This window comes from Labrenzia sp. PHM005 (genome assembly GCF_006517275.1).
GTDB lineage: Bacteria > Pseudomonadota > Alphaproteobacteria > Rhizobiales > Stappiaceae > Roseibium.
Genome location: NZ_CP041191.1, coordinates 941,357 through 959,551 on the forward strand (window position 1 = coordinate 941,357; position 18,195 = coordinate 959,551).

Sequence of the window (18,195 nt, forward strand, 5' to 3'; positions counted from 1 at the left end):
TGTTAAAAACTATCCGCCGTAACCCGGTATGACCGCTGCGGCTTGCGCGTTTACTGCTTCGAGCGTCTCTTCATATTCGCGTTGCCGGTCCCGCAACCGCCATTTTAGATCCTGCTCCTCGAAACGGGCGTTCTGGAGATCTTGGCGTTTGTCGTTCCGGTCATTGCGGCAGTTCTGCAAATCCTCGCCGGATTTGCCGCCGCAACTGAAATCATCCAGTTCAGACCTCAGGCGCGTGATTTGCCGTTCTTTGGAGGACAACAGTGTTTCAAGATCGCGCACCCTGTCTTCTGCGGTCCAGATCCGGCGACCGAGTGCGTGACTGCTTTCAAAGGCGGCTGCCAGCTGTACAGGACAAATATTGTTCAATCGCTTGCCTTGGCGGCCAAGCGAAAATCCATTTTGCGGCGTGCAATAAATGAGGACGCCCTGGTTCCACCCGTTTCGATACAAAGCTGCATCCGGCGTTACTCCGTGGCGGCCGCAATCCTTGACGATTTTTTCAAACCGCGACAAATCATGACCGTTGGCAGCATCAGCTTGTCCAAGGGCTTCCCAGTCTCCAGCCACACACTGTTCTTGAGAAACGGTTTCACATCCGGCCAGCAGCAACAATGCGCCGAGAGCGCCAAGTATCCAGAAGCATTTTTTCATGAGCCAATTCCAGGAAGAACCCTAAAAAACAGTTTTTCAAGACTGCCGAGCTCTAGGGCATCCATGCCCGGAAAAACAATGGCTTGAGATGGCAAATACCAGAAATCTCACAATGTGTGTTCTGTGCACAACACAGGATAGCTCGGCTCATAGTCAAACAGGTGCCGGGTACTCAGACACCGCCGGACTTCGCCGTCGCCAATGCATTCGCCATCGCGCCAGCAAAGCTAGTGCGGTCTTCCGGATTGAGGAAGTTGCCCAAATCCACTGTTTCACCGCGGCTGGTGAGGGAAATCTTCGTTACGCCTTCGTCTTCGATCTTGTCGACAGACATGCGCACCCACAAAGGATTGAACCGGTATTCCAGCTGCCGTTTGCCAGGACCAACTTTGCGGATGAGAATTTCATGCCGCGAGAGGCGGATTTCTTCAAACTGACGGGCGGCCGCATAGTTTAGGCGGAACGCCAGCCAAATCAGTGCCATATCGAGACCGAAAAAACCAAAGACCGGCCAGGCGCCAATGCTCCAGAACAAGATGCCAGCAACAAAGCTGACCAGCCCCAGACACAGCATGAGGATCAAAAACCCGTTTGGCCCAAGCGAACGGTATGGCGTCAAGACAGCGGTAAAAAACGGCCGGTCGTCGCTTTCTGTATTGTCAAAACTGCTCTGATCTGGATTGTTCGGGGTCATGGAGAGGAATTATAGAGAGAAGATGACGCAAGCAAAGAGCCCGATTTCCGGCAAAACAGGCAAACGTTCCAGCCAAACCGCAAAACCCCGCAAAAAAGCGCCATCCGTCGACAACCCCGGCAAGGTTTTAAAACGCTCCCGCTATTCCAAGGCGGAGACCTACGAAATCTTCCAAAGGTTTCATGCGGACAATCCTGAACCGGAAGGGGAACTGGATTACACCAACGCCTACACGCTGCTGGTGGCAGTTCTCTTGTCGGCGCAGGCAACCGATGTCGGTGTGAACCGGGCGACCAAACATCTTTTCCAGATTGCCGATACGCCAGAAAAAATGGTCGCGCTTGGCGAAGACAAGGTGCGCGAGGAAGTCCGCACCATTGGGCTGTTCAAGACCAAAGCCAAGAACGTCATTTTGATGTCGCAGCAGCTGATCCGCGACCATGGCGGAAAGGTGCCGGAGGACCGCGAAGCGCTGGAAGCCTTGCCTGGCGTTGGCCGCAAAACAGCCAACGTGGTTTTGAACATCTTCTTCGGCCATCCGACGATTGCGGTCGACACCCACCTTTTCCGGCTCGGCAACCGGATCGGCATTGCGCCTGGCAAAACGCCGCTGGACGTCGAAAAGTCGATGGAAAAAGCCGTGCCGAAAGAGTTTTCCCTACACGCCCACCACTGGCTGATCCTGCATGGACGCTACATCTGCAAAGCTCGCAAACCGGAATGCAAACGCTGTGTGATCTATGACCTGTGCCGCAGCCCGGAGAAAGAAAAGTTCGATGCCGTGCCGGATATTGCAGAACGCACTGCGGTGATGGTCGCTCATGGAAAGACGAGGCTGACAGCTTGATGAAGGTTCCCGCGCCAACAGAACGGCTGCAGTTTCGTGAGGCTAGAGAAGCAGACGCTGCGTTCTTTTTCGAATTGATGAATCAGGAAAGCTATATTCGCGGGATCGCTGATCGCGGCATTACTTCGCAGGAAAAAGCTGCGGAGCATATTCGTGAAAAACACACTGCAAGTTATGAAAGAAACGGCTTTGGCCTTTGGCTTGTAGAAAAAACCGGCTGTAGAACACCCATTGGCATCTCAGGGCTCGTTGATCGTGAGGGCTTTGACATTCCCGATCTTGGCTATGGATTCCTGGACGCTCATACAGCTAAGGGGTATGCGCGCGAAGCCGCTTTGAGTGTGCTGGAATTTGCTGAAAATACTCTGAAATTGAGTGCTCTGTGCGCGATTGTGTCTCCAGATAACACCCGATCAAGTCATCTGCTGAAGATGGTTGGATTTACCTTCAGCAAACAAAACAGTTATCCGCCAACCGGCGAACCCATTGATGTATATCTCTGGAATGCACGCTAGCAGCGCGCAATTTGCGCCTTACCGCTTCTTGCGCAGCCGGACGACGACGTCAACGTGAACAACTTCCATGCCTTCCGGGATTTCCGGCAGCTGGCCAATGCTCACTTCGTCGCTTGGAATATCGATCACCTCATTTTCACCTTCGATGAAGAAGTGGTGGTGATCGGACACTTTGGTGTCGAAATAGGTCTTGGTGCCTTCAATGGCGACTTCGCGCAAAAGGCCAGCTTCCGTGAACTGGTGCAGCGTGTTGTAGACCGTTGCCAAAGACACCGGAACATCGGCCGCAACGGCTTCTTCATGCAGAAGTTCGGCAGACAGGTGCCGGTCGCCCTTTGAATAGAGCAACTCAGCCAGCGAGACCCGTTGCCGCGTTGGCCGCAAACCAGCGTCACGCAACATGTTGGTTACATCTTTCCCGGCCGTTTCGGTCATCATCTCGATCGTCATTCAGATCCGGTCCAAGTCTCGTTTGCCAGCTTTCAGCGCATCCCAGCCCGCTAGAGCGCGGTTTCGCTCAAGGTAAAAACCCCGGTACTGGCCTATATCTGCCATTTCTTGCACCTAACATGCAAGTTTTAATGACAAAGCCACTTTTGGCCTTGTCGTCACAAATCATGCAGCGCAGCAATTAATAAGTTCGAAAAACCGCAGAAAAAGGGGCAAACTTCACGCAAACGACATCTTTCGGTCATGGTTCCCCTGTGTTAGGAAGGCGCCACAATCGAAACGAAAACAAACCCATAACAAGCTCTGTTCAAAGAGACTTGCGGAAAAAAGACGGAAATTGAATGACCGATCGCCGCTCCAGCTACGACTACGAAGCTCTTCTCGCCTGCGGCCGCGGCGAGCTGTTTGGCCCGGGCAATGCGCAATTGCCTCTCCCGCCGATGTTGATGTTCGACCGGATTACGGAGATTTCCGAAACCGGCGGCGAATATGACAAGGGTTATGTCCGGGCAGAATTCGATATCAAGCCGGACCTGTGGTTCTTTCCGTGCCACTTTCAGGGCAATCCGATCATGCCAGGCTGTCTGGGTTTGGACGCCCTGTGGCAGCTGACTGGTTTTCATCTGGGCTGGCAGGGGCTTGAAGGCAAAGGCATGGCGCTCTCCACCGGTGAAATCAAGTTTAAAGGCATGGTCACGCCGGAAACAAAGCTCGTGGAATATGGCGTTGATTTCAAACGCGTCATGAAAGGCCGCTTGGTTCTGGGCATTGCAGACGGCTGGCTGAAAGCTGACGGCGAGCAAATCTACAAGGCAAAAGATCTGCGTGTGGGCCTGTCCACCGCATAAATGTGCCCAACAGGGCATCAAAAAGTTCCAGCCGGCGCTCCTGAATTGGGAGGCGCCGGTTCATCCATTCTAAGGGCCGGGCCATTTGGCCAGATATCTAAAGCCCATCGAAATGTTAGGAGACCGCAATGAGACGCGTTGTCGTCACCGGGATCGGAATCGTGTCATCCATCGGTTCCAATGCACAAGAAGTTCTGACAAGCCTGCGCGAAGGCAAATCCGGGATCAGCTTTGCGCCAGATTACGCCGAGCACGGCTTCCGCAGTCAGGTGCACGGCATGCCGGACGTGGATATTCCGTCGCTGATCGACAAACGTCAGCTCCGCTTCATGGGCGATGGCGCGGCTTACAACTACATCGCCATGCAACAGGCGATTGCCGACAGCGGTTTGGAAGAAAAAGACATTTCCAATGAGCGCACCGGCTTGATCACCGGATCGGGCGGTCCGTCCACGAAGAACCTCTTTCAAGCACATAAGATCGTCATAGAAAAAGGCTCACCGAAGCGCATGGGCCCGTTCATGGTGACCCGCGGCATGAGCTCGACAAACTCTGCCTGCCTGGCGACACCATTCAAGATCAAGGGCATCAACTACTCCATCACGTCAGCCTGCTCGACATCCGCGCACTGCATTGGTGCTGCGACCGAACAGATCCAGTTCGGCAAGCAGGACGTGATGTTTGCTGGCGGTGGTGAAGAACTCGACTGGACCCTGTCCTGCCTGTTCGACGCCATGGGCGCCATGTCCTCCAAATACAACGACACACCGGAAACCGCGTCCCGCGCGTATGACGCAACCCGCGACGGGTTTGTCATTGCAGGCGGCGGTGGTCTTGTTGTTCTGGAAGAACTCGAACACGCTAAGGCGCGCGGTGCAAAGATCTACGCCGAAGTCACCGGTTATGCGGCCAACTCCGACGGCTACGACATGGTGGCGCCGTCCGGTGAGGGCGGTGAGCGTTGCATGCGCCTTGCGACCTCCACTTTGGGCGACCGCAAAGTCAGCTACATCAACACCCACGGCACCTCCACGCCGGTTGGCGATGTTGGCGAAATCGAAGCGATCCGTCGTGTGTTCGGTGAAAACCAGCCGCCAGCGTCCTCCACAAAATCACTGACCGGCCACAGCCTCGGCGCAACCGGTGTTCAAGAAGCGATTTACTGCTTGCTGATGCTGCAGAATGACTTCATCACCGCGTCCGCCAATGTCAACGAGCTCGACCCGGCCCTGAAACCGGAAGAGATCGTAACAACCCGAGTCGACAACGCCGGTCTCGACACGGTTCTGTCCAACAGCTTCGGTTTTGGCGGCACCAACGCATCGCTTGCGATGTCGCGCTACCACGGCTGAGGAGCACCTGATGTCTAATTTGATGAAGGGCAAACGCGGCCTAATCATGGGCGTTGCCAACAATCACTCGATTGCCTGGGGCATTGCCAAAACCCTGTCCGAACACGGCGCCGAACTTGCCTTCACCTACCAGGGTGATGCCTTTGGCAAACGCGCCAAACCATTGGCCGACTCCGTCGGCTCGGACATTCTGCTGCCATGTGATGTTGAGGACATTGACTCGGTCGATGCGGTCTTCAACACCTTGAAGGAAAAGTGGGGCACCATCGATTTCCTGGTGCACGCTATCGGCTTTTCCGACAAGAACGAACTTGCCGGCAAATACGCTGACACCTCCCGGGAGAACTTCTCCCGCACCATGGTGATTTCCTGTTTCTCCTTTACCGAAATCACCAAACGCGCAGCTGAACTGATGCCCAATGGCGGATCAATCATCACCTTGACGTATGGCGGATCGACCAAAGTGATGCCGAACTACAATGTCATGGGTGTCGCAAAAGCGGCTCTGGAATCATCGGTCCGCTACTTGGCCGCCGACTATGGTTCTCAAAACATCCGTGTCAATGCGATCTCCGCAGGACCGGTCCGCACGCTGGCCGGTTCAGGTGTGTCCGATGCGCGGTTGATGTTCAACTTCCAGAAGCGCAATTCTCCGCTCCACCGGACTGTTTCGCTCGAAGAAATCGGTGGCACAGGGCTTTACCTTCTGTCGGAGCTTTCCGGCGGTGTGACCGGCGAAGTGCATTTCGTCGACAGCGGCTACAACATCATGTCCATGCCACAGCTTGAAGAGCTGAAAGCGCAAGAAACCAGCGCGGATTGATTTGGAACTTGCCTAGAAACAACAAAGGCGGCCGATTGGCCGCCTTTTTTATTGCTCGATTGTGATCAATCCTCGATCAGTTCGTCTGGATAGACACCGAACAACCTCGTCTGATCGAGCCAACCGTTGAACTCTTCACCGCTGACCCGGCACCAGCCGCCAGCGCATTCGCCGACGGTTGCCAGAACAAACGGCTCCAATTCCGCTACAATGTCCGCATCGGATTTGGACCGAACCCGAAGCGGCGTCCGGTTGTCCTTTTCCCAAGGGGTGACCAAAGCGGTCCGCCGGCCGGACAGGAGTGAGTGGAACACCCAGCCTTGTTTGCCTTCCCAATCGCGGATCCGGCGCCAGTTTTCAAATTCCTGGATGATTTCCACCGGAAGGCCCGACTGAACGAACGTCCAGGCAATGTCATGTTCGCGCGATGGGCCGAGCCGGACATTGACCCGATCCGATTTCAGACTGACGAACCGGGGAACCGGAAGCCCGGAGGCACCTGTCGTCGTGCCCTGCGCGAAGGCTTGCGACTGAAAAATTGTCGCACCAAAAACTACCAGCCCCAGGAAAAGCAATGAGTACGCGGTCGGGATTGAACGGGCCATATTATCGGTAAGTCCAATTGTTATCGGGCATCTGTTTAAGGCACACCTCTACAGAAAAGTGAACGCGAAAACCAGCTCGGCGAATTCAGCTCATCTGTTTGGCTGAGGATTACGCCATCTCCCTTGTTTCTGACGGATCATCTGTTATGGAAAAGGGAGTGGTGTCATCCGCTTGCGCCTCGCGCAGCGTCAAGGTGAATCCGTTGGGGTTAAGGATTCCTCAACGTAGCCCGAAAGGCAGTTAAGTATGGCGAAAAAGAAGCCTGTCGTCGTTGTGACCCGGAAACTTCCGGATGTGGTCGAAACCCGGATGCGCGAACTTTTTGAAACGCGCCTCAATGAAAATGACAGGCCCTTTAGTCAGGCCGAGCTGGTCGAAGCCGTCAGAACAGCGGATGTGCTGGTCCCGACGGTGACAGACCGGATCGATTCCTCGGTCCTGTCGCAGGCTGGTGAAAATCTCAAGCTGATCGCCAACTTCGGTAATGGTGTCGACAACATCGATGTGGTGACGGCCAACAACCGGGGCATCAATGTCACCAACACCCCAGGTGTTTTGACCGAAGACACCGCCGACATGACCATGGCGCTGATGCTGGCCGTGCCGCGGCGCCTGTCTGCTGGGATCCACGCGCTGGAAAGCGGCGACTGGGCTGGCTGGTCCCCAACATGGATGCTGGGTCACCGGATCTGGGGCAAACGCCTTGGCATCATCGGCATGGGACGGATCGGTCAGGCGGTCGCCCGGCGCGCCAAAGCCTTCGGCATGTCGATCCACTATCACAACCGCCGCCGTGTTCCTGCAGAGATCGAAGAAGAACTCGAAGCTACTTATTGGGAAAGTCTCGATCAGATGCTGGCCCGCATGGATGTGGTGTCTGTGCACTGCCCGCACACGCCAGGCACGTTCCATCTTTTGTCCGCACGGCGCCTAAAGCTGCTCAAGCAGGACGCCTATGTGGTCAACACTGCCCGCGGCGAAGTCATCGATGAAAACGCCTTGATCCGTATGCTGGAAGCCGGTGAGCTGGCAGGTGCAGGTCTTGACGTGTTCGAGCACGAGCCGGCGGTCAATCCAAAGCTCGTGAAACTCGATAATGTTGTCCTGCTGCCGCACATGGGTTCAGCCACAATTGAAGGCCGGATCGAGATGGGCGAAAAAGTCATCATCAACATCAAGACCTTCATGGACGGCCACCGCCCGCCGGACCGCGTCTTGCCGTCGATGCTGTGAGGCTCCGGCAATTCAGTGACTGCAAGTTCCGACCCCGGCCCAGCGCCGGGGTTTTTTGTTTGAGACTTGCGTCATTTACTCTGAAATTATGCCGGTCAAGCGAAGCGCGAACCGGTACCCACTCGTTTGCAGAGCTTTGAAAGGTATTACAAATTCTTTATGCAAACGGGTATGGGAGTAGATCTTGGATCTCCCTTTGGTCGGCCAGGACGACAACAAGGCAGCAATACTCAACCGCCGTATTTCTTCCAAAGCGCGCTGTCGCCCATGCCTTCGATGAAGGCTTGATGGGCAGCAAATTCATCACCCTTCAAAAGAGCTGCCAACGGCGCCGGACGTGGCCGGGCGTTGAAGGACCCGAGTTCTCCGGGTTCACTGGCGCCTTCAGCACTTGCTGACAAGACGTCTTCTTCATCCGGATCGAGGATCAAGGCCCGCTGTTTGCCGCCGATCATCTCCAAATAGACTTCGGCGAGAATTTCCGCGTCGAGCAATGCGCCGTGTTTGACGCGCTTGGAGTTGTCGATTCCATACCGCGAGCAGAGCGCGTCAAGGGAGTTAGGGCCAGTGGGGTGTTTGCGGCGGGCTATTTCCAGAGTGTCGATCACCTGGGTATTTGGAATACTCCGCCGGCCGCAGCGTTCCAGCTCAAAGTTTATGAAGCCCATATCGAAGGCTGCATTGTGGATCACCAGCGTCCCATCGCCGACGAATTCCAGAAATTCATCGGCAACTTGCTCAAACAGCGGTTTGTCGGACAAGAACTCTGCTGAAAGACCGTGGACCCGGAAGGCTTCTTCCGGCATATCCCGCTGGGGGTTAATATAGACATGATAGACGTTTCCGGTCGGAACGTGATTGATCAGTTCCACACCGCCGATCTCAACCAGCCGGTCACCGGTCCGCGGATTCAGACCCGTGGTTTCCGTATCGAAAGATATTTCACGCATTTTGCCGCCTATGTGCCTCTCATCCCATCTGCGCAAGCCCATGGCAGTTCCGCAAGATCAGCTAAGGGTTTTCCCCGGTCTTCAGCGATTTCCGGTCAAAACACCAACTTATCAGCCGATGTCAGTGACAGCTTTCAAAATGGTTTCGACGGACCGGCGGGCGGACTCCATTCCCAATCCGGTGTCGATTAGAAAATCCGCCCTGCGGCGTTTTTCTGCATCCGGCATTTGCTTGGCCAAGATCGCATTGAAACGTTCTTCGGTCATGCCGGGCCGGGCCAGCACCCGCTCTCTTTGAACGTCCGGATCCGCGGTCACGACGACAGATCTGGCTACGCGTTCGTCACCGTTCGTTTCGAACAACAAAGGAATGTCTAGAACAACAACAGCGTGGCCTTTGGCACGCGCCTTATCCAGGAATTTGATTTCTTCTTCGCGAACCAGCGGGTGAACGATTTTTTCAAGCCGTTTCATTGCGTCCGGTTTTCCCAGCACATGCGGCGAGAGCAGAGATCGATCGACGACACCATCAACGACCGTGCCCGGGAAGGCGGCTTCAATCAGCGGTGCAGCGCGGCCGGAATAAAGTGCATGCACGGTGGCATCAGAATCGTGGACAGGCACTCCGCATTCGGAGAACATTTTGGCCGTTGTCGATTTGCCCATGCCGATTGAGCCGGTGAGGCCAAGTATGATCACACCTTAACTCCCAAGTCTTCCAGCACCAAGGCCCTTAAGCCATCGTCAACTTCAGGCCGGACGCCAAACCAGCATTCAAACCCAGGCACAGCCTGATGGAGCAACATGCCAAGGCCATCAACTGTCGGGTTGCCGCGGCTGGCTGCCTGTTTCAATAAATCGGTTTCGAGAGGCACATAGACGATATCTGTCACAAGAGCTGATTTCGGCAGCGGATCGAGATTGATCTCCAAAGGCGCTTTGCCCGCCATTCCGAGAGCTGTCGTGTTTACAAGAAGATCCGCGTCTTCCAGAAGTGTCCCCAGTTTATCCCAAGGATGTGCTTTCGTTTTTGAACCAAATTGATCTTCAAGAACCTTGGCCTTTTCAAAGGTCCGGTTGACGATATGCACGGCTGTGATTCCACGGGATAACAACGCCCAGATGATCGCACGGGCGGCACCGCCAGCTCCCAAAACCACTGCCGTTCTGCTTTCAGAATCCCATCCAGGGGCAAGTTGATCGAGGTTTCCCAAAAACCCCAGACCATCAGTATTGGCGCCGCATAAAGCTCCGGTTTCATCGAGCCAGAGTGTATTAGCCGCGCCCATCGCCTTTGCTGCTTCGTCCAGATGATCACACGCCGCGAATGCCACTTCTTTGTGCGGGACCGTCACATTGGCCCCAACCAGGCCGGATGTTTTAAAGTCATTGAAAAAGGTTTTCGCTTCCTCCGGCGGCACGGCGACCCGGCCATACGCGCCGTCAAGGCCGTGTTTCTTCAGCCAATAGCCATGAACCAGTGGTGAGCGGGATTGATCGACCGGAAATCCGGTGATGGCTGCTTTTCTTTTTTGACTGCTCATGCCTCGATCTCTCCGAGCTCGCGCAGCTGTCCCAAGAGCGGAAGCATTGGCAAACCGAGGATGGTGAAATAGTCCCCGTCAATCTTTTCAAAGAGTTGCAGGCCAAGGCTTTCCAGTTGGTAGGCACCGACACTCGACAGCACAACATCACCGGCGGCGGCCAGGTAGTGCCCAACAAATTGAGGGGTGAGCGTTCGCATGGTCAGGCGCGCAGTGGACACATGCCGCCAGATGGCTTCGCCGTCCTTAGAAATCACAACAGCTGACAGAAGCTCATGGGTTTTGCCCGAAAACGCCAAAAGCTGGCGGCGGGCTTCTTCCATGTCGTCCGGTTTGGTCCGGCGCTCGCCTTCAAAAGCAAGGATCTGATCCGCTCCAATAACCAGATCTCCCGGCCGGCGGGCGCTGACGTCATTTGCTTTGGCTTCGGCCAAAACACTTGCCAGGTCTTCCGGCGGAAATCCGGCTTGCAACAAAGGCTCTTCAACAGCCCGTTCATCGACATCAGCCGGGTCCACGTCGATTGCGAGACCGGCGTTTTTCATAAGTTCTGCGCGGATCTTGCTGCCGCTTGCCAAAACCAGTGCCATAAATTCCTCTTGAACTGAAAGGCTTACTGTTGCTCTGCAACCCCGTTTTCGCGGGCTGTTTTATAATCTTTGAACAAGGTCATGATCTCGGCGGCTGTTTCTTCAACAGAGCGCCGGCTGACATCAATCAACGGCCACTGGTGTTCAGAACACAGACGCCGGGTCATATTGATCTCCTGGGAGATTTCCTTTCGATCGACATATTGATCGTTATAACCTTCTGAATTCAAAGACAAAACTCTATTTCTGCGAATTTGTTGGATCCGTTCTGCCGAAGCGATCAGGCCGACCACCATCGGATTTTTCAAGGATTTGACATTGTCCGGTAAGGGAATGCCGGGCACCAGAGGTACATTTGCAGCCTTGATCCCCCGATTGGCGAGATAGATGCAGGTCGGTGTCTTTGAGGTTCGCGAAATACCGAGCAGAACAATGTCAGCCGATTCCAAATCATCCCAAATCTGACCATCGTCATGCATCATGGTGTAGTTGAGAGCTTCCATGCGGCTAAAATACTCCGCATCCATCGCATGCTGGCCACCAATCCGATGTGTTTGCGTGACATTCAGATAGGACTGAAATACCGCAAACACCGGATCGAGAATGTTGACGAAGGGTGTTCCCAATTCGCGGCATTTTTGCTCAAGGCGGTGTGCAATCTCTTCATCGACCAGCGTATAGAGCACTATTCCCGGCGCTTTCTCGATTTCGCTGATCACCCTGTCCAACTGCTTGTGCGACCGCACTAGCGGATAAACGTGTTCGATTTCCTGGACATTTTCGTATTGAACCGTTGCCGCGCGGGCCACTGTCATCAATGTTTCACCGGTAGAATCTGAGACAAGATGCAAATGAAAATAGTGTCTCGTCTTATTCACGCTTTCATCCCCAGGCTTGTTGATGATTTGGGAGTTAATGTCTTTGTCTCCTGCCTAGCACGATTTTATACCCGCTCTGCCGAATTTATTAACAATGTCTAAACGCGCGGATAAGGTTTGCCGGCAGGCTGTGGGCTTGTGTGGATCAACAAGTGCCCTGTGACATTTCGACAGGCTGTCCACTGACGGCCAAATTCCTAACGAAAGGTAAACATCCTTTTAAATAGCTGTAATTGCGTTGTAAATTTTGTTATCGACTCCTGGGGAGTATCTGACGCCGGTTTCTGCTTGGAGTTTTCCCTGATTAGAAATTGAGCTAACGCATTGTGGATGAAAAAGGATCCCGGTAATCCACGCCCTAATAGAAAAAACAGATTCAAATATAGAATCTTATTAGATTTGAAATGTGGGAAAGGCGCGACCGAATGAAGTCCAAAGATAGAGCCGTGATGAAGGTTCTCTCCGGAGAAGAAATCTGGCCGCCACCCATTTGGATGATGCGCCAGGCAGGCCGCTATCTTCCCGAATATCGCGAAGTTCGAGCCAAGGCGAAAAACTTCCTCGACTTCTGCTATTCCCCAGATCTTGCAACTGAGGTCACTCTCCAGCCGATCCGCCGGTATGGCTTTGATGCAAGCATTTTGTTCTCGGACATCTTCGTCGTGCCGGACGCGATCGGATATCCTGTGAGGTTTGAAGAAGGACGAGGTCCTGTTTTGGAACCTCTCTCTTCAAAGCTGATCGATAGTCTCGAGCAGGATAAAGCTGAGGATCATCTCAAACCGGTCATAGAAACGGTATCGCGCCTCAGAGCGGATCTGCCTGAGGAAACGACGCTCCTCGGCTTCTGCGGCGCTCCCTGGACAGTTGCGTGCTACTCGGTGGCTGGTCACACCACACAAGATCAGATTGCGGCCCGCGTCGGCGCTTATCGCGATCCGGATTTGATGCAGCGGTTCATCGATGAACTAGTAACGGCGTCTATCCGTTATTTGATCCGCCAGCTGGATGCGGGTGCTGATGCGCTCCAGATCTTCGACACGTGGGCTGGCGTTTTGGACGACGCAGGCTTCAAGCGCTGGAGCATTGAGCCGACACGCAGAATTGTTGAAGGCGTGAAAGCTGCCCGGCCGGAGGCAAAGATCATCGGCTTCCCGAAAGCCTCATCTGCCAGAATGATGGCCTATATTGAAGGCACTGGTGTCGATGCGGTTGGCTTTGATTGGACAGCCCCCGATCACTTGGCTCTGGAAATTCAGAAGAAAGTTCCAATCCAAGGCAATCTTGATCCTATGCGGTTGGTTGCCGGCGGCAAGGCTCTGGAAGATGGCGTGCGCCATATCCTGGACACCTTCGACAAGGGACCCTTCATCTTCAATCTTGGTCATGGCGTGACACCGGATGCGGATCCGGAAAATGTGGCGCGTATGGTTGAGATGGTGAAGAAGGGCTAACCGGATGGATCTGTTTCTCTGGATCAAATCCCTTCATGTCATTTCGATCATCGCGTGGATGGCCGGGATGCTCTATTTGCCGCGGCTGTTTGTCTATCACGTCGACGCGGAAATCGGATCGGTTCAGTCAGAAACCTTCAAGGTGATGGAACGCCGGCTGTTAAAGGCGATCATCAATCCGTCCATGATTGCGGCCTGGGTGTTTGGGCTCTGGATGGCTTATGAACTGGAAGCCTGGACCGACGGTTGGTTTCACGCCAAATTTGCTTTGGTGTTTCTGATGTCAGGAGTTCATGGTCATTTGTCGAAATGTGTGAAGCAATTTGCGGCCGATGAAAACACCCGTTCGGCGCGCTATTACCGGATCCTCAATGAAGTGCCGACAGTTCTTATGATCTTCATTGTGATTCTGGTTATCGGCAAACCCTTCTAGGTTTAGGTTTGTAAGTCTGATCCGGAAAATTACGTAAGGAAAGGCAGTGTTCAAAAGAACGGCTGCCTTTTCTTTTAATCTATACAATGTGCCTAAAGAACTGGCAGAAATCCCGGCTTGCGCTTGCAAAAAAAAAAACGTATCTTTCGCGCACTTCGAATTGGTGACGCAACGTAGGTTATCATTCCGCGCTCACCGACAATCTGGACACAGCTAGACGTCTTTCAGATTCTTCCGGGCCATCCCATCTCCTTGGATCCGGAACGACCTTCCAAACCAATATCCATATCAACGTTAAGACCCCAACTCGATGCGGGAAATGAAACTTAAAGACCTAAAAGAAAAAACACCGACCGAGCTCCTGCAAAAAGCGGAAGAGCTTGAAGTCGAAAACGCCAGCACCATGCGCAAGCAGGAGCTGATGTTCGCAATCTTGAAGAACCTCGCGGCTCAAGATGTAGAGATCATCGGCGAAGGCGTCGTGGAAGTGCTGCAGGATGGATTCGGTTTCCTGCGCTCTCCAGATGCCAACTACCTTCCGGGACCGGATGACATTTACGTCTCTCCATCCCAGATCCGCCGTTTTTCCTTACGCACAGGGGATACCGTCGAAGGCCAGATCCGTAGCCCGAAAGAGGGCGAACGGTATTTTGCGCTTTTGAAGGTCAACACAATCAATTTTGAAGACCCGGAAAAAGCCCGGCACAAGGTACATTTTGACAACCTGACCCCGCTTTACCCGGATGAAAAATTCAAGATGGAGATCGAAGATCCGACCATCAAGGATTTGTCTTCCCGGGTGATCGATCTGGTTGCCCCGCTCGGCAAAGGTCAACGTGCTTTGATCACCGCGCCGCCGCGGACCGGTAAGACCGTCTTCCTGCAGAATATTGCAAAGTCGATTACCAACAATCATCCGGAATGTTATCTGATCGTGCTTCTGATCGATGAGCGTCCGGAAGAAGTGACGGACATGCAGCGGACGGTCGATGGTGAGGTTGTCTCCTCGACGTTTGACGAACCGGCATCCCGGCACGTGCAAGTCGCCGAGATGGTGATCGAAAAAGCCAAGCGTTTGACCGAGCACGGCCGCGATGTGGTTATTCTGCTGGATTCCATCACCCGCCTTGGCCGCGCCTATAACACGGTGGTTCCATCCTCTGGTAAGGTTCTGACCGGTGGTGTTGATGCCAATGCCCTGCAACGCCCAAAACGCTTCTTCGGTGCAGCCCGGAACATTGAAGAGGGTGGCTCGCTGACAATCATCGCGACGGCTCTGATCGATACCGGAAGCCGCATGGATGAAGTGATCTTTGAAGAGTTCAAGGGGACAGGTAACTCTGAAATTATCCTGGACCGGAAGATCTCCGACAAGCGGGTTTACCCGGCGATCGATATTCAACGCTCCGGCACCCGGAAAGAAGAACTTCTGGTTCCGCCAGAGCGGCTCAAGAAGACCTTTGTTTTGCGTCGGATCCTCAATCCGATGGGCACGGTCGATGCAGTTGAGTTCCTTCTCGACAAGCTCAAGCAGACGAAGTCGAACGACGATTTCTTCGACAGCATGAACACCTGATCATCTGTCATCGATTGAAAATACTGGCAAAGGCGCGGCTCATATCGGGACGCGCCTTTACCTTTTGTTAAGACCTGTTTCACGTGAATCCAACTTTGATTCGGATCCGAATTCATGCCGCCTGAAATCCACCTAGAAACCGACCGCTTGATCTGCCGGGGCTGGCAAGACGAGGACTTGGATCCTTTCGCCGAGATGTGCGCTGACCCGGAGGTGATGCGGTATTTCCCGGAGCCGATGACAAGAGAAACAACTGCTGCATTAATCGGTCGGGCGAAAGCGAAACAGGAAAGGGATGGGTTTTGCTTTGGTCCTGTCGAGACAAAAGCCGATGGTGAGTTCCTCGGTTTTGTGGGCTTAAGCATTCCGGCCTATGAGAAGCCTTTGCCGTTCGATCCTTGTGTCGAAATAGGCTGGCGGCTGAAACGTTCGGCCTGGGGAAAGGGTTACGCCAGTGAGGCCGCCGGGGCCTGGCTTCGATTCGGTTTTGAAACCATCGGCCTTAAGGAGATCGTCTCCTTCACCTCCAATAACAATCTGCCGTCACAGAAGGTGATGGAGCGGATTGGGATGCGTCGGGATCCTGCTGATGACTTTGTGCATCCAATGCTCGAGCCCGATCACCCTTTGGCGGCCCACGTACTCTACCGCTTGGATCGGCAACGTTGGGTGGGTGGCCAGGACAAGATTGAAAGCCGATAAGGTCGACCAATCGAAGTTTCGTAGATTCACGTGAAACATTTTTCTGGTGAGATTCGTTCAAGTCGACAGTTGATATGGGTAGGGCGGTAAAAGTGTTTCACGTGAATCTGAATTGAATCGGATACGGATCAAATCGACTAAATAGGACACTGCGGAATTCAGATGCCCTGAGATGTTTATGTCATTGCTAAAGACGGGTCCCACTATCGGCATGTTTGATTCACGTGAAACACGGCTAGTCTTCAAATTGAAGACGCTGAATTCGATTCGGCTTTGTAACGGTCTTTGTGTGTTTGGGATAAGGTCTCGCTATCTGCAAAGACACAACATCCTCTCTGTCCCCGGCTTTCGAACCTTTCGGCTTCTTGATAAAGAGGCGGGACAAAAACCGCTTTGAACATGGAAAGACTTAATGGCAGAGACAATCTATGCACTGTCCAGCGGCGCCGTCCCATCTGGAGTGGCGGTCATCCGGGTCTCCGGTCCTGAAGTCAAAACTGTTGTTGAAGCGCTGTGTGGGACACTGCCAGAGCCGCGTAAGACCTATCTTTCCAAACTCAAAGATCCAGAGACAGGGGATATCCTGGATGAAGCGCTGGTTCTCTATTTTGAAGGTCCGGCGAGTTTCACCGGAGAAGATGTCGCCGAGTTTCAATGTCATGGTGGCCGGGCTGTCGTGGCCGCCCTGTTGCGTGTCCTTGGCGGATTTGAGAACTGCCGGCCGGCGGAGCCAGGAGAGTTCACAAGACGGGCGTTTGATCGCGGCCGAATGGATCTTACCGAAGTGGAAGGCTTGGCGGATCTGATTGCAGCGGAAACGGAGAGCCAACGCAAACAGGCTGTCCGGCAGATGGGTGGGGCGCTCGGGTCACTCTACGAAGATTGGCGCAAGCGGCTCATTCACATGCGGGCAATGATCGAAGCCGACTTTGATTTTGCCGATGAAGAAGATGTGCCCGGCAGTGTCGCCGATGAAGTTTGGAAGGAAGCTGATCAGCTTCGTTTAGAAATTTCAGATCACCTGGAAAAATCCAAAAGCGGTGAGCGGCTTCGCTCTGGCCTGCAAGTGGTTTTGATGGGTGCTCCCAATGCTGGCAAGTCGAGCCTGCTCAATGCCATTGCCGGACGGGATGTGGCGATTGTCACCGAAGAAGCCGGAACCACGCGGGACGTGATTGAGGTTCATCTGGATCTCGGCGGGTATCCGGTCACGCTGGTTGATACCGCAGGTCTGCGCGAAACGGATGGGATCGTAGAGCGGGAAGGGATCCGCCGTGCCGAAGAACGGGGCCGTCAGGCGGATTTGATTCTGTGGGCAGTTGAGCCGGGCGGTGTGGAAGCGAATGTTGCCGGGCTACCGGCTGATGTAACCGAGTCGGTTCCGGTCTGGACAGTGCGGACAAAGGCTGATCTTGAGACTCTTCCGGAACAAGACTCTTCCGGAACAATCCAGCAAATTCCTGCATCCAGCAAATCTGAAGAGGGGATGAAAGCCTTGTTTGATGGCCTTACCCGTTTTGCAGAGGAAACAATCTCCCTTGGGGAAGCCCCATTGGCGACGCGGGCCCGGCATCGGCATTATCTCAATGATTGCCTGTCTGGCCTGCTTCAGGCCGTCACGGCGGACCATTTGCCGACTGAACTCAGAGCCGAAGATCTGCGCCGCGCCGCGGACAGCCTTGGACGGATCACTGGACGGATTGATGTTGAAGATCTTTTGGACGTGATCTTCCGGGACTTTTGCATCGGCAAATAGATTGTTTCACGTGAATCATTTCAGGCATTCTGAGGATCGATTCAGAACCGGAATATGTTTCACGTGAATCTGCCGATGTCATGAGTAAGCCGTTAGAGTGTTTCAGACTGCATGGCTGGCTCCCAGGCAAGAAAACCCTTTTGACCTTACGGCCCGGTCCGGCGTATAAAGGCCGCAAGTGAACCGGCTATAAGCTGTGTTGAAATCTCCGGCTAATGATCCGGATAAGATCCCGAAATTGAACAATTTAATTGCCGGTGAGCGCGGCGGGGCTGCGACCGGACAAGCGG

At 53.9% G+C, this 18,195-nt stretch carries 20 protein-coding genes; 11 read left to right on the plus strand and 9 right to left on the minus strand.

Going from position 1 to position 18,195, the window contains the following annotated elements; all coding sequences use genetic code 11:
• Nucleotides 1–9: 9 nt before the first annotated feature.
• Both FJ695_RS04030 and FJ695_RS04035 read right to left on the minus strand, forming a co-directional pair.
• Nucleotides 10–654 (minus strand): DUF2799 domain-containing protein, encoded by a 645-nt coding sequence (locus FJ695_RS04030; protein WP_141184238.1) that lies wholly within the window; start codon nt 652–654, stop codon nt 10–12.
• Nucleotides 655–826: 172 nt separating this feature from the next.
• Nucleotides 827–1,348 (minus strand): DUF2244 domain-containing protein, encoded by a 522-nt coding sequence (locus FJ695_RS04035; RefSeq protein ID WP_141184239.1) that lies wholly within the window; start codon nt 1,346–1,348, stop codon nt 827–829.
• Between the two features lie 22 nt (nt 1,349–1,370).
• On the opposite strand from FJ695_RS04035, the gene nth reads away from it, so the two are divergent.
• Both nth and FJ695_RS04045 read left to right on the plus strand, forming a co-directional pair.
• Nucleotides 1,371–2,195 (plus strand): endonuclease III, encoded by an 825-nt coding sequence (nth, locus tag FJ695_RS04040; RefSeq protein ID WP_141184240.1) that lies wholly within the window; start codon nt 1,371–1,373, stop codon nt 2,193–2,195.
• Complete coding sequence (locus tag FJ695_RS04045; protein WP_141184241.1) at nt 2,195–2,710, plus strand: GNAT family N-acetyltransferase; 516 nt, start codon at nt 2,195–2,197, stop codon at nt 2,708–2,710. Before nth ends, FJ695_RS04045 begins: the two co-directional genes overlap by 1 nt.
• Before the next feature lie 18 nt (nt 2,711–2,728).
• On the opposite strand, the gene irrA is transcribed toward FJ695_RS04045, so the two are convergent.
• Complete coding sequence (irrA, locus tag FJ695_RS04050; protein ID WP_305778399.1) at nt 2,729–3,160, minus strand: iron response transcriptional regulator IrrA; 432 nt, start codon at nt 3,158–3,160, stop codon at nt 2,729–2,731.
• 341 nt (nt 3,161–3,501) lie between these two features.
• On the opposite strand from irrA, the gene fabA reads away from it, so the two are divergent.
• From fabA to fabI, 3 genes are all read left to right on the plus strand, one after another.
• Entirely contained in the window at nt 3,502–4,008 is a 507-nt protein-coding gene (gene fabA / locus FJ695_RS04055) for a 3-hydroxyacyl-[acyl-carrier-protein] dehydratase FabA (protein ID WP_141184242.1), read from the plus strand.
• A gap of 128 nt (nt 4,009–4,136) precedes the next feature.
• Nucleotides 4,137–5,360 (plus strand): beta-ketoacyl-ACP synthase I, encoded by a 1,224-nt coding sequence (gene fabB, locus FJ695_RS04060; RefSeq protein WP_141184243.1) that lies wholly within the window; start codon nt 4,137–4,139, stop codon nt 5,358–5,360.
• A 10-nt stretch (nt 5,361–5,370) separates the two neighbouring features.
• Nucleotides 5,371–6,183 (plus strand): enoyl-ACP reductase FabI, encoded by an 813-nt coding sequence (gene fabI / locus FJ695_RS04065; RefSeq protein WP_141184244.1) that lies wholly within the window; start codon nt 5,371–5,373, stop codon nt 6,181–6,183.
• A gap of 65 nt (nt 6,184–6,248) precedes the next feature.
• Here fabI and FJ695_RS04070 read toward each other — a convergent pair whose 3' ends face one another.
• Nucleotides 6,249–6,788 (minus strand): SH3 domain-containing protein, encoded by a 540-nt coding sequence (locus FJ695_RS04070; RefSeq protein ID WP_209010912.1) that lies wholly within the window; start codon nt 6,786–6,788, stop codon nt 6,249–6,251.
• Nucleotides 6,789–7,035: 247 nt separating this feature from the next.
• Here FJ695_RS04070 and FJ695_RS04075 point away from each other — a divergent pair, with 247 nt between their 5' ends.
• Entirely contained in the window at nt 7,036–8,022 is a 987-nt protein-coding gene (locus FJ695_RS04075) for a D-glycerate dehydrogenase (RefSeq protein WP_141184245.1), read from the plus strand.
• A gap of 230 nt (nt 8,023–8,252) precedes the next feature.
• Here the strand turns inward: FJ695_RS04075 and dnaQ are convergent, their stop codons facing one another.
• From dnaQ to FJ695_RS04100, 5 genes are all read right to left on the minus strand, one after another.
• On the minus strand, nt 8,253–8,972 hold the full coding sequence (dnaQ, locus tag FJ695_RS04080; protein ID WP_141184246.1) for a DNA polymerase III subunit epsilon: 720 nt from the start codon (nt 8,970–8,972) through the stop codon (nt 8,253–8,255).
• A 111-nt stretch (nt 8,973–9,083) separates the two neighbouring features.
• On the minus strand, nt 9,084–9,671 hold the full coding sequence (coaE, locus tag FJ695_RS04085; protein ID WP_141184247.1) for a dephospho-CoA kinase: 588 nt from the start codon (nt 9,669–9,671) through the stop codon (nt 9,084–9,086).
• Nucleotides 9,668–10,516, minus strand: a complete 849-nt coding sequence (locus tag FJ695_RS04090) for a shikimate dehydrogenase (protein ID WP_141184248.1) — start codon at nt 10,514–10,516, stop codon at nt 9,668–9,670. Before FJ695_RS04090 ends, coaE begins: the two co-directional genes overlap by 4 nt.
• Complete coding sequence (locus FJ695_RS04095) at nt 10,513–11,106, minus strand: Maf-like protein (protein WP_141184249.1); 594 nt, start codon at nt 11,104–11,106, stop codon at nt 10,513–10,515. Before FJ695_RS04095 ends, FJ695_RS04090 begins: the two co-directional genes overlap by 4 nt.
• Before the next feature lie 23 nt (nt 11,107–11,129).
• Entirely contained in the window at nt 11,130–11,984 is an 855-nt protein-coding gene (locus FJ695_RS04100; RefSeq protein WP_168206260.1) for a pyruvate, water dikinase regulatory protein, read from the minus strand.
• 425 nt (nt 11,985–12,409) lie between these two features.
• Here FJ695_RS04100 and hemE point away from each other — a divergent pair, with 425 nt between their 5' ends.
• The 5 genes from hemE to mnmE all read left to right on the plus strand — a co-directional run bounded on the left by hemE (nt 12,410) and on the right by mnmE (nt 17,905).
• Nucleotides 12,410–13,438, plus strand: a complete 1,029-nt coding sequence (gene hemE / locus FJ695_RS04105; RefSeq protein WP_168206261.1) for a uroporphyrinogen decarboxylase — start codon at nt 12,410–12,412, stop codon at nt 13,436–13,438.
• A gap of 4 nt (nt 13,439–13,442) precedes the next feature.
• Complete coding sequence (gene hemJ, locus FJ695_RS04110) at nt 13,443–13,871, plus strand: protoporphyrinogen oxidase HemJ (RefSeq protein WP_141184250.1); 429 nt, start codon at nt 13,443–13,445, stop codon at nt 13,869–13,871.
• A 310-nt stretch (nt 13,872–14,181) separates the two neighbouring features.
• The gene (gene rho, locus FJ695_RS04115) at nt 14,182–15,447 is read left to right on the plus strand and encodes a transcription termination factor Rho (RefSeq protein WP_141184251.1); all 1,266 of its coding nucleotides are present in this window, start codon (nt 14,182–14,184) and stop codon (nt 15,445–15,447) included.
• 114 nt (nt 15,448–15,561) lie between these two features.
• Entirely contained in the window at nt 15,562–16,149 is a 588-nt protein-coding gene (locus tag FJ695_RS04120; protein WP_141184252.1) for a GNAT family N-acetyltransferase, read from the plus strand.
• A gap of 412 nt (nt 16,150–16,561) precedes the next feature.
• The gene (mnmE, locus tag FJ695_RS04125) at nt 16,562–17,905 is read left to right on the plus strand and encodes a tRNA uridine-5-carboxymethylaminomethyl(34) synthesis GTPase MnmE (protein WP_141184253.1); all 1,344 of its coding nucleotides are present in this window, start codon (nt 16,562–16,564) and stop codon (nt 17,903–17,905) included.
• The last annotated feature ends 290 nt before the right edge of the window (nt 17,906–18,195 follow it).

Bases quoted from the DNA above. Each gene is read 5' to 3' on its own strand.
- mnmE (WP_141184253.1), top strand. From the start codon at position 16,562: ATGGCAGAGACAATCTATGCACTGTCCAGCGGCGCCGTCCCATCTGGA.
- fabI (WP_141184244.1), top strand. From the start codon at position 5,371: ATGTCTAATTTGATGAAGGGCAAACGCGGCCTAATCATGGGCGTTGCC.
- FJ695_RS04035 (WP_141184239.1), bottom strand. From the start codon at position 1,348: ATGACCCCGAACAATCCAGATCAGAGCAGTTTTGACAATACAGAAAGC.
- irrA (WP_305778399.1), bottom strand. From the start codon at position 3,160: ATGACGATCGAGATGATGACCGAAACGGCCGGGAAAGATGTAACCAAC.
- fabA (WP_141184242.1), top strand. From the start codon at position 3,502: ATGACCGATCGCCGCTCCAGCTACGACTACGAAGCTCTTCTCGCCTGC.
- hemE (WP_168206261.1), top strand. From the start codon at position 12,410: ATGAAGTCCAAAGATAGAGCCGTGATGAAGGTTCTCTCCGGAGAAGAA.
- FJ695_RS04120 (WP_141184252.1), top strand. From the start codon at position 15,562: ATGCCGCCTGAAATCCACCTAGAAACCGACCGCTTGATCTGCCGGGGC.
- FJ695_RS04095 (WP_141184249.1), bottom strand. From the start codon at position 11,106: ATGGCACTGGTTTTGGCAAGCGGCAGCAAGATCCGCGCAGAACTTATG.
- nth (WP_141184240.1), top strand. From the start codon at position 1,371: ATGACGCAAGCAAAGAGCCCGATTTCCGGCAAAACAGGCAAACGTTCC.
- FJ695_RS04045 (WP_141184241.1), top strand. From the start codon at position 2,195: ATGAAGGTTCCCGCGCCAACAGAACGGCTGCAGTTTCGTGAGGCTAGA.
- FJ695_RS04075 (WP_141184245.1), top strand. From the start codon at position 7,036: ATGGCGAAAAAGAAGCCTGTCGTCGTTGTGACCCGGAAACTTCCGGAT.
- hemJ (WP_141184250.1), top strand. From the start codon at position 13,443: ATGGATCTGTTTCTCTGGATCAAATCCCTTCATGTCATTTCGATCATC.
- FJ695_RS04030 (WP_141184238.1), bottom strand. From the start codon at position 654: ATGAAAAAATGCTTCTGGATACTTGGCGCTCTCGGCGCATTGTTGCTG.
- rho (WP_141184251.1), top strand. From the start codon at position 14,182: ATGCGGGAAATGAAACTTAAAGACCTAAAAGAAAAAACACCGACCGAG.
- FJ695_RS04090 (WP_141184248.1), bottom strand. From the start codon at position 10,516: ATGAGCAGTCAAAAAAGAAAAGCAGCCATCACCGGATTTCCGGTCGAT.
- FJ695_RS04070 (WP_209010912.1), bottom strand. From the start codon at position 6,788: ATGGCCCGTTCAATCCCGACCGCGTACTCATTGCTTTTCCTGGGGCTG.
- fabB (WP_141184243.1), top strand. From the start codon at position 4,137: ATGAGACGCGTTGTCGTCACCGGGATCGGAATCGTGTCATCCATCGGT.
- dnaQ (WP_141184246.1), bottom strand. From the start codon at position 8,972: ATGCGTGAAATATCTTTCGATACGGAAACCACGGGTCTGAATCCGCGG.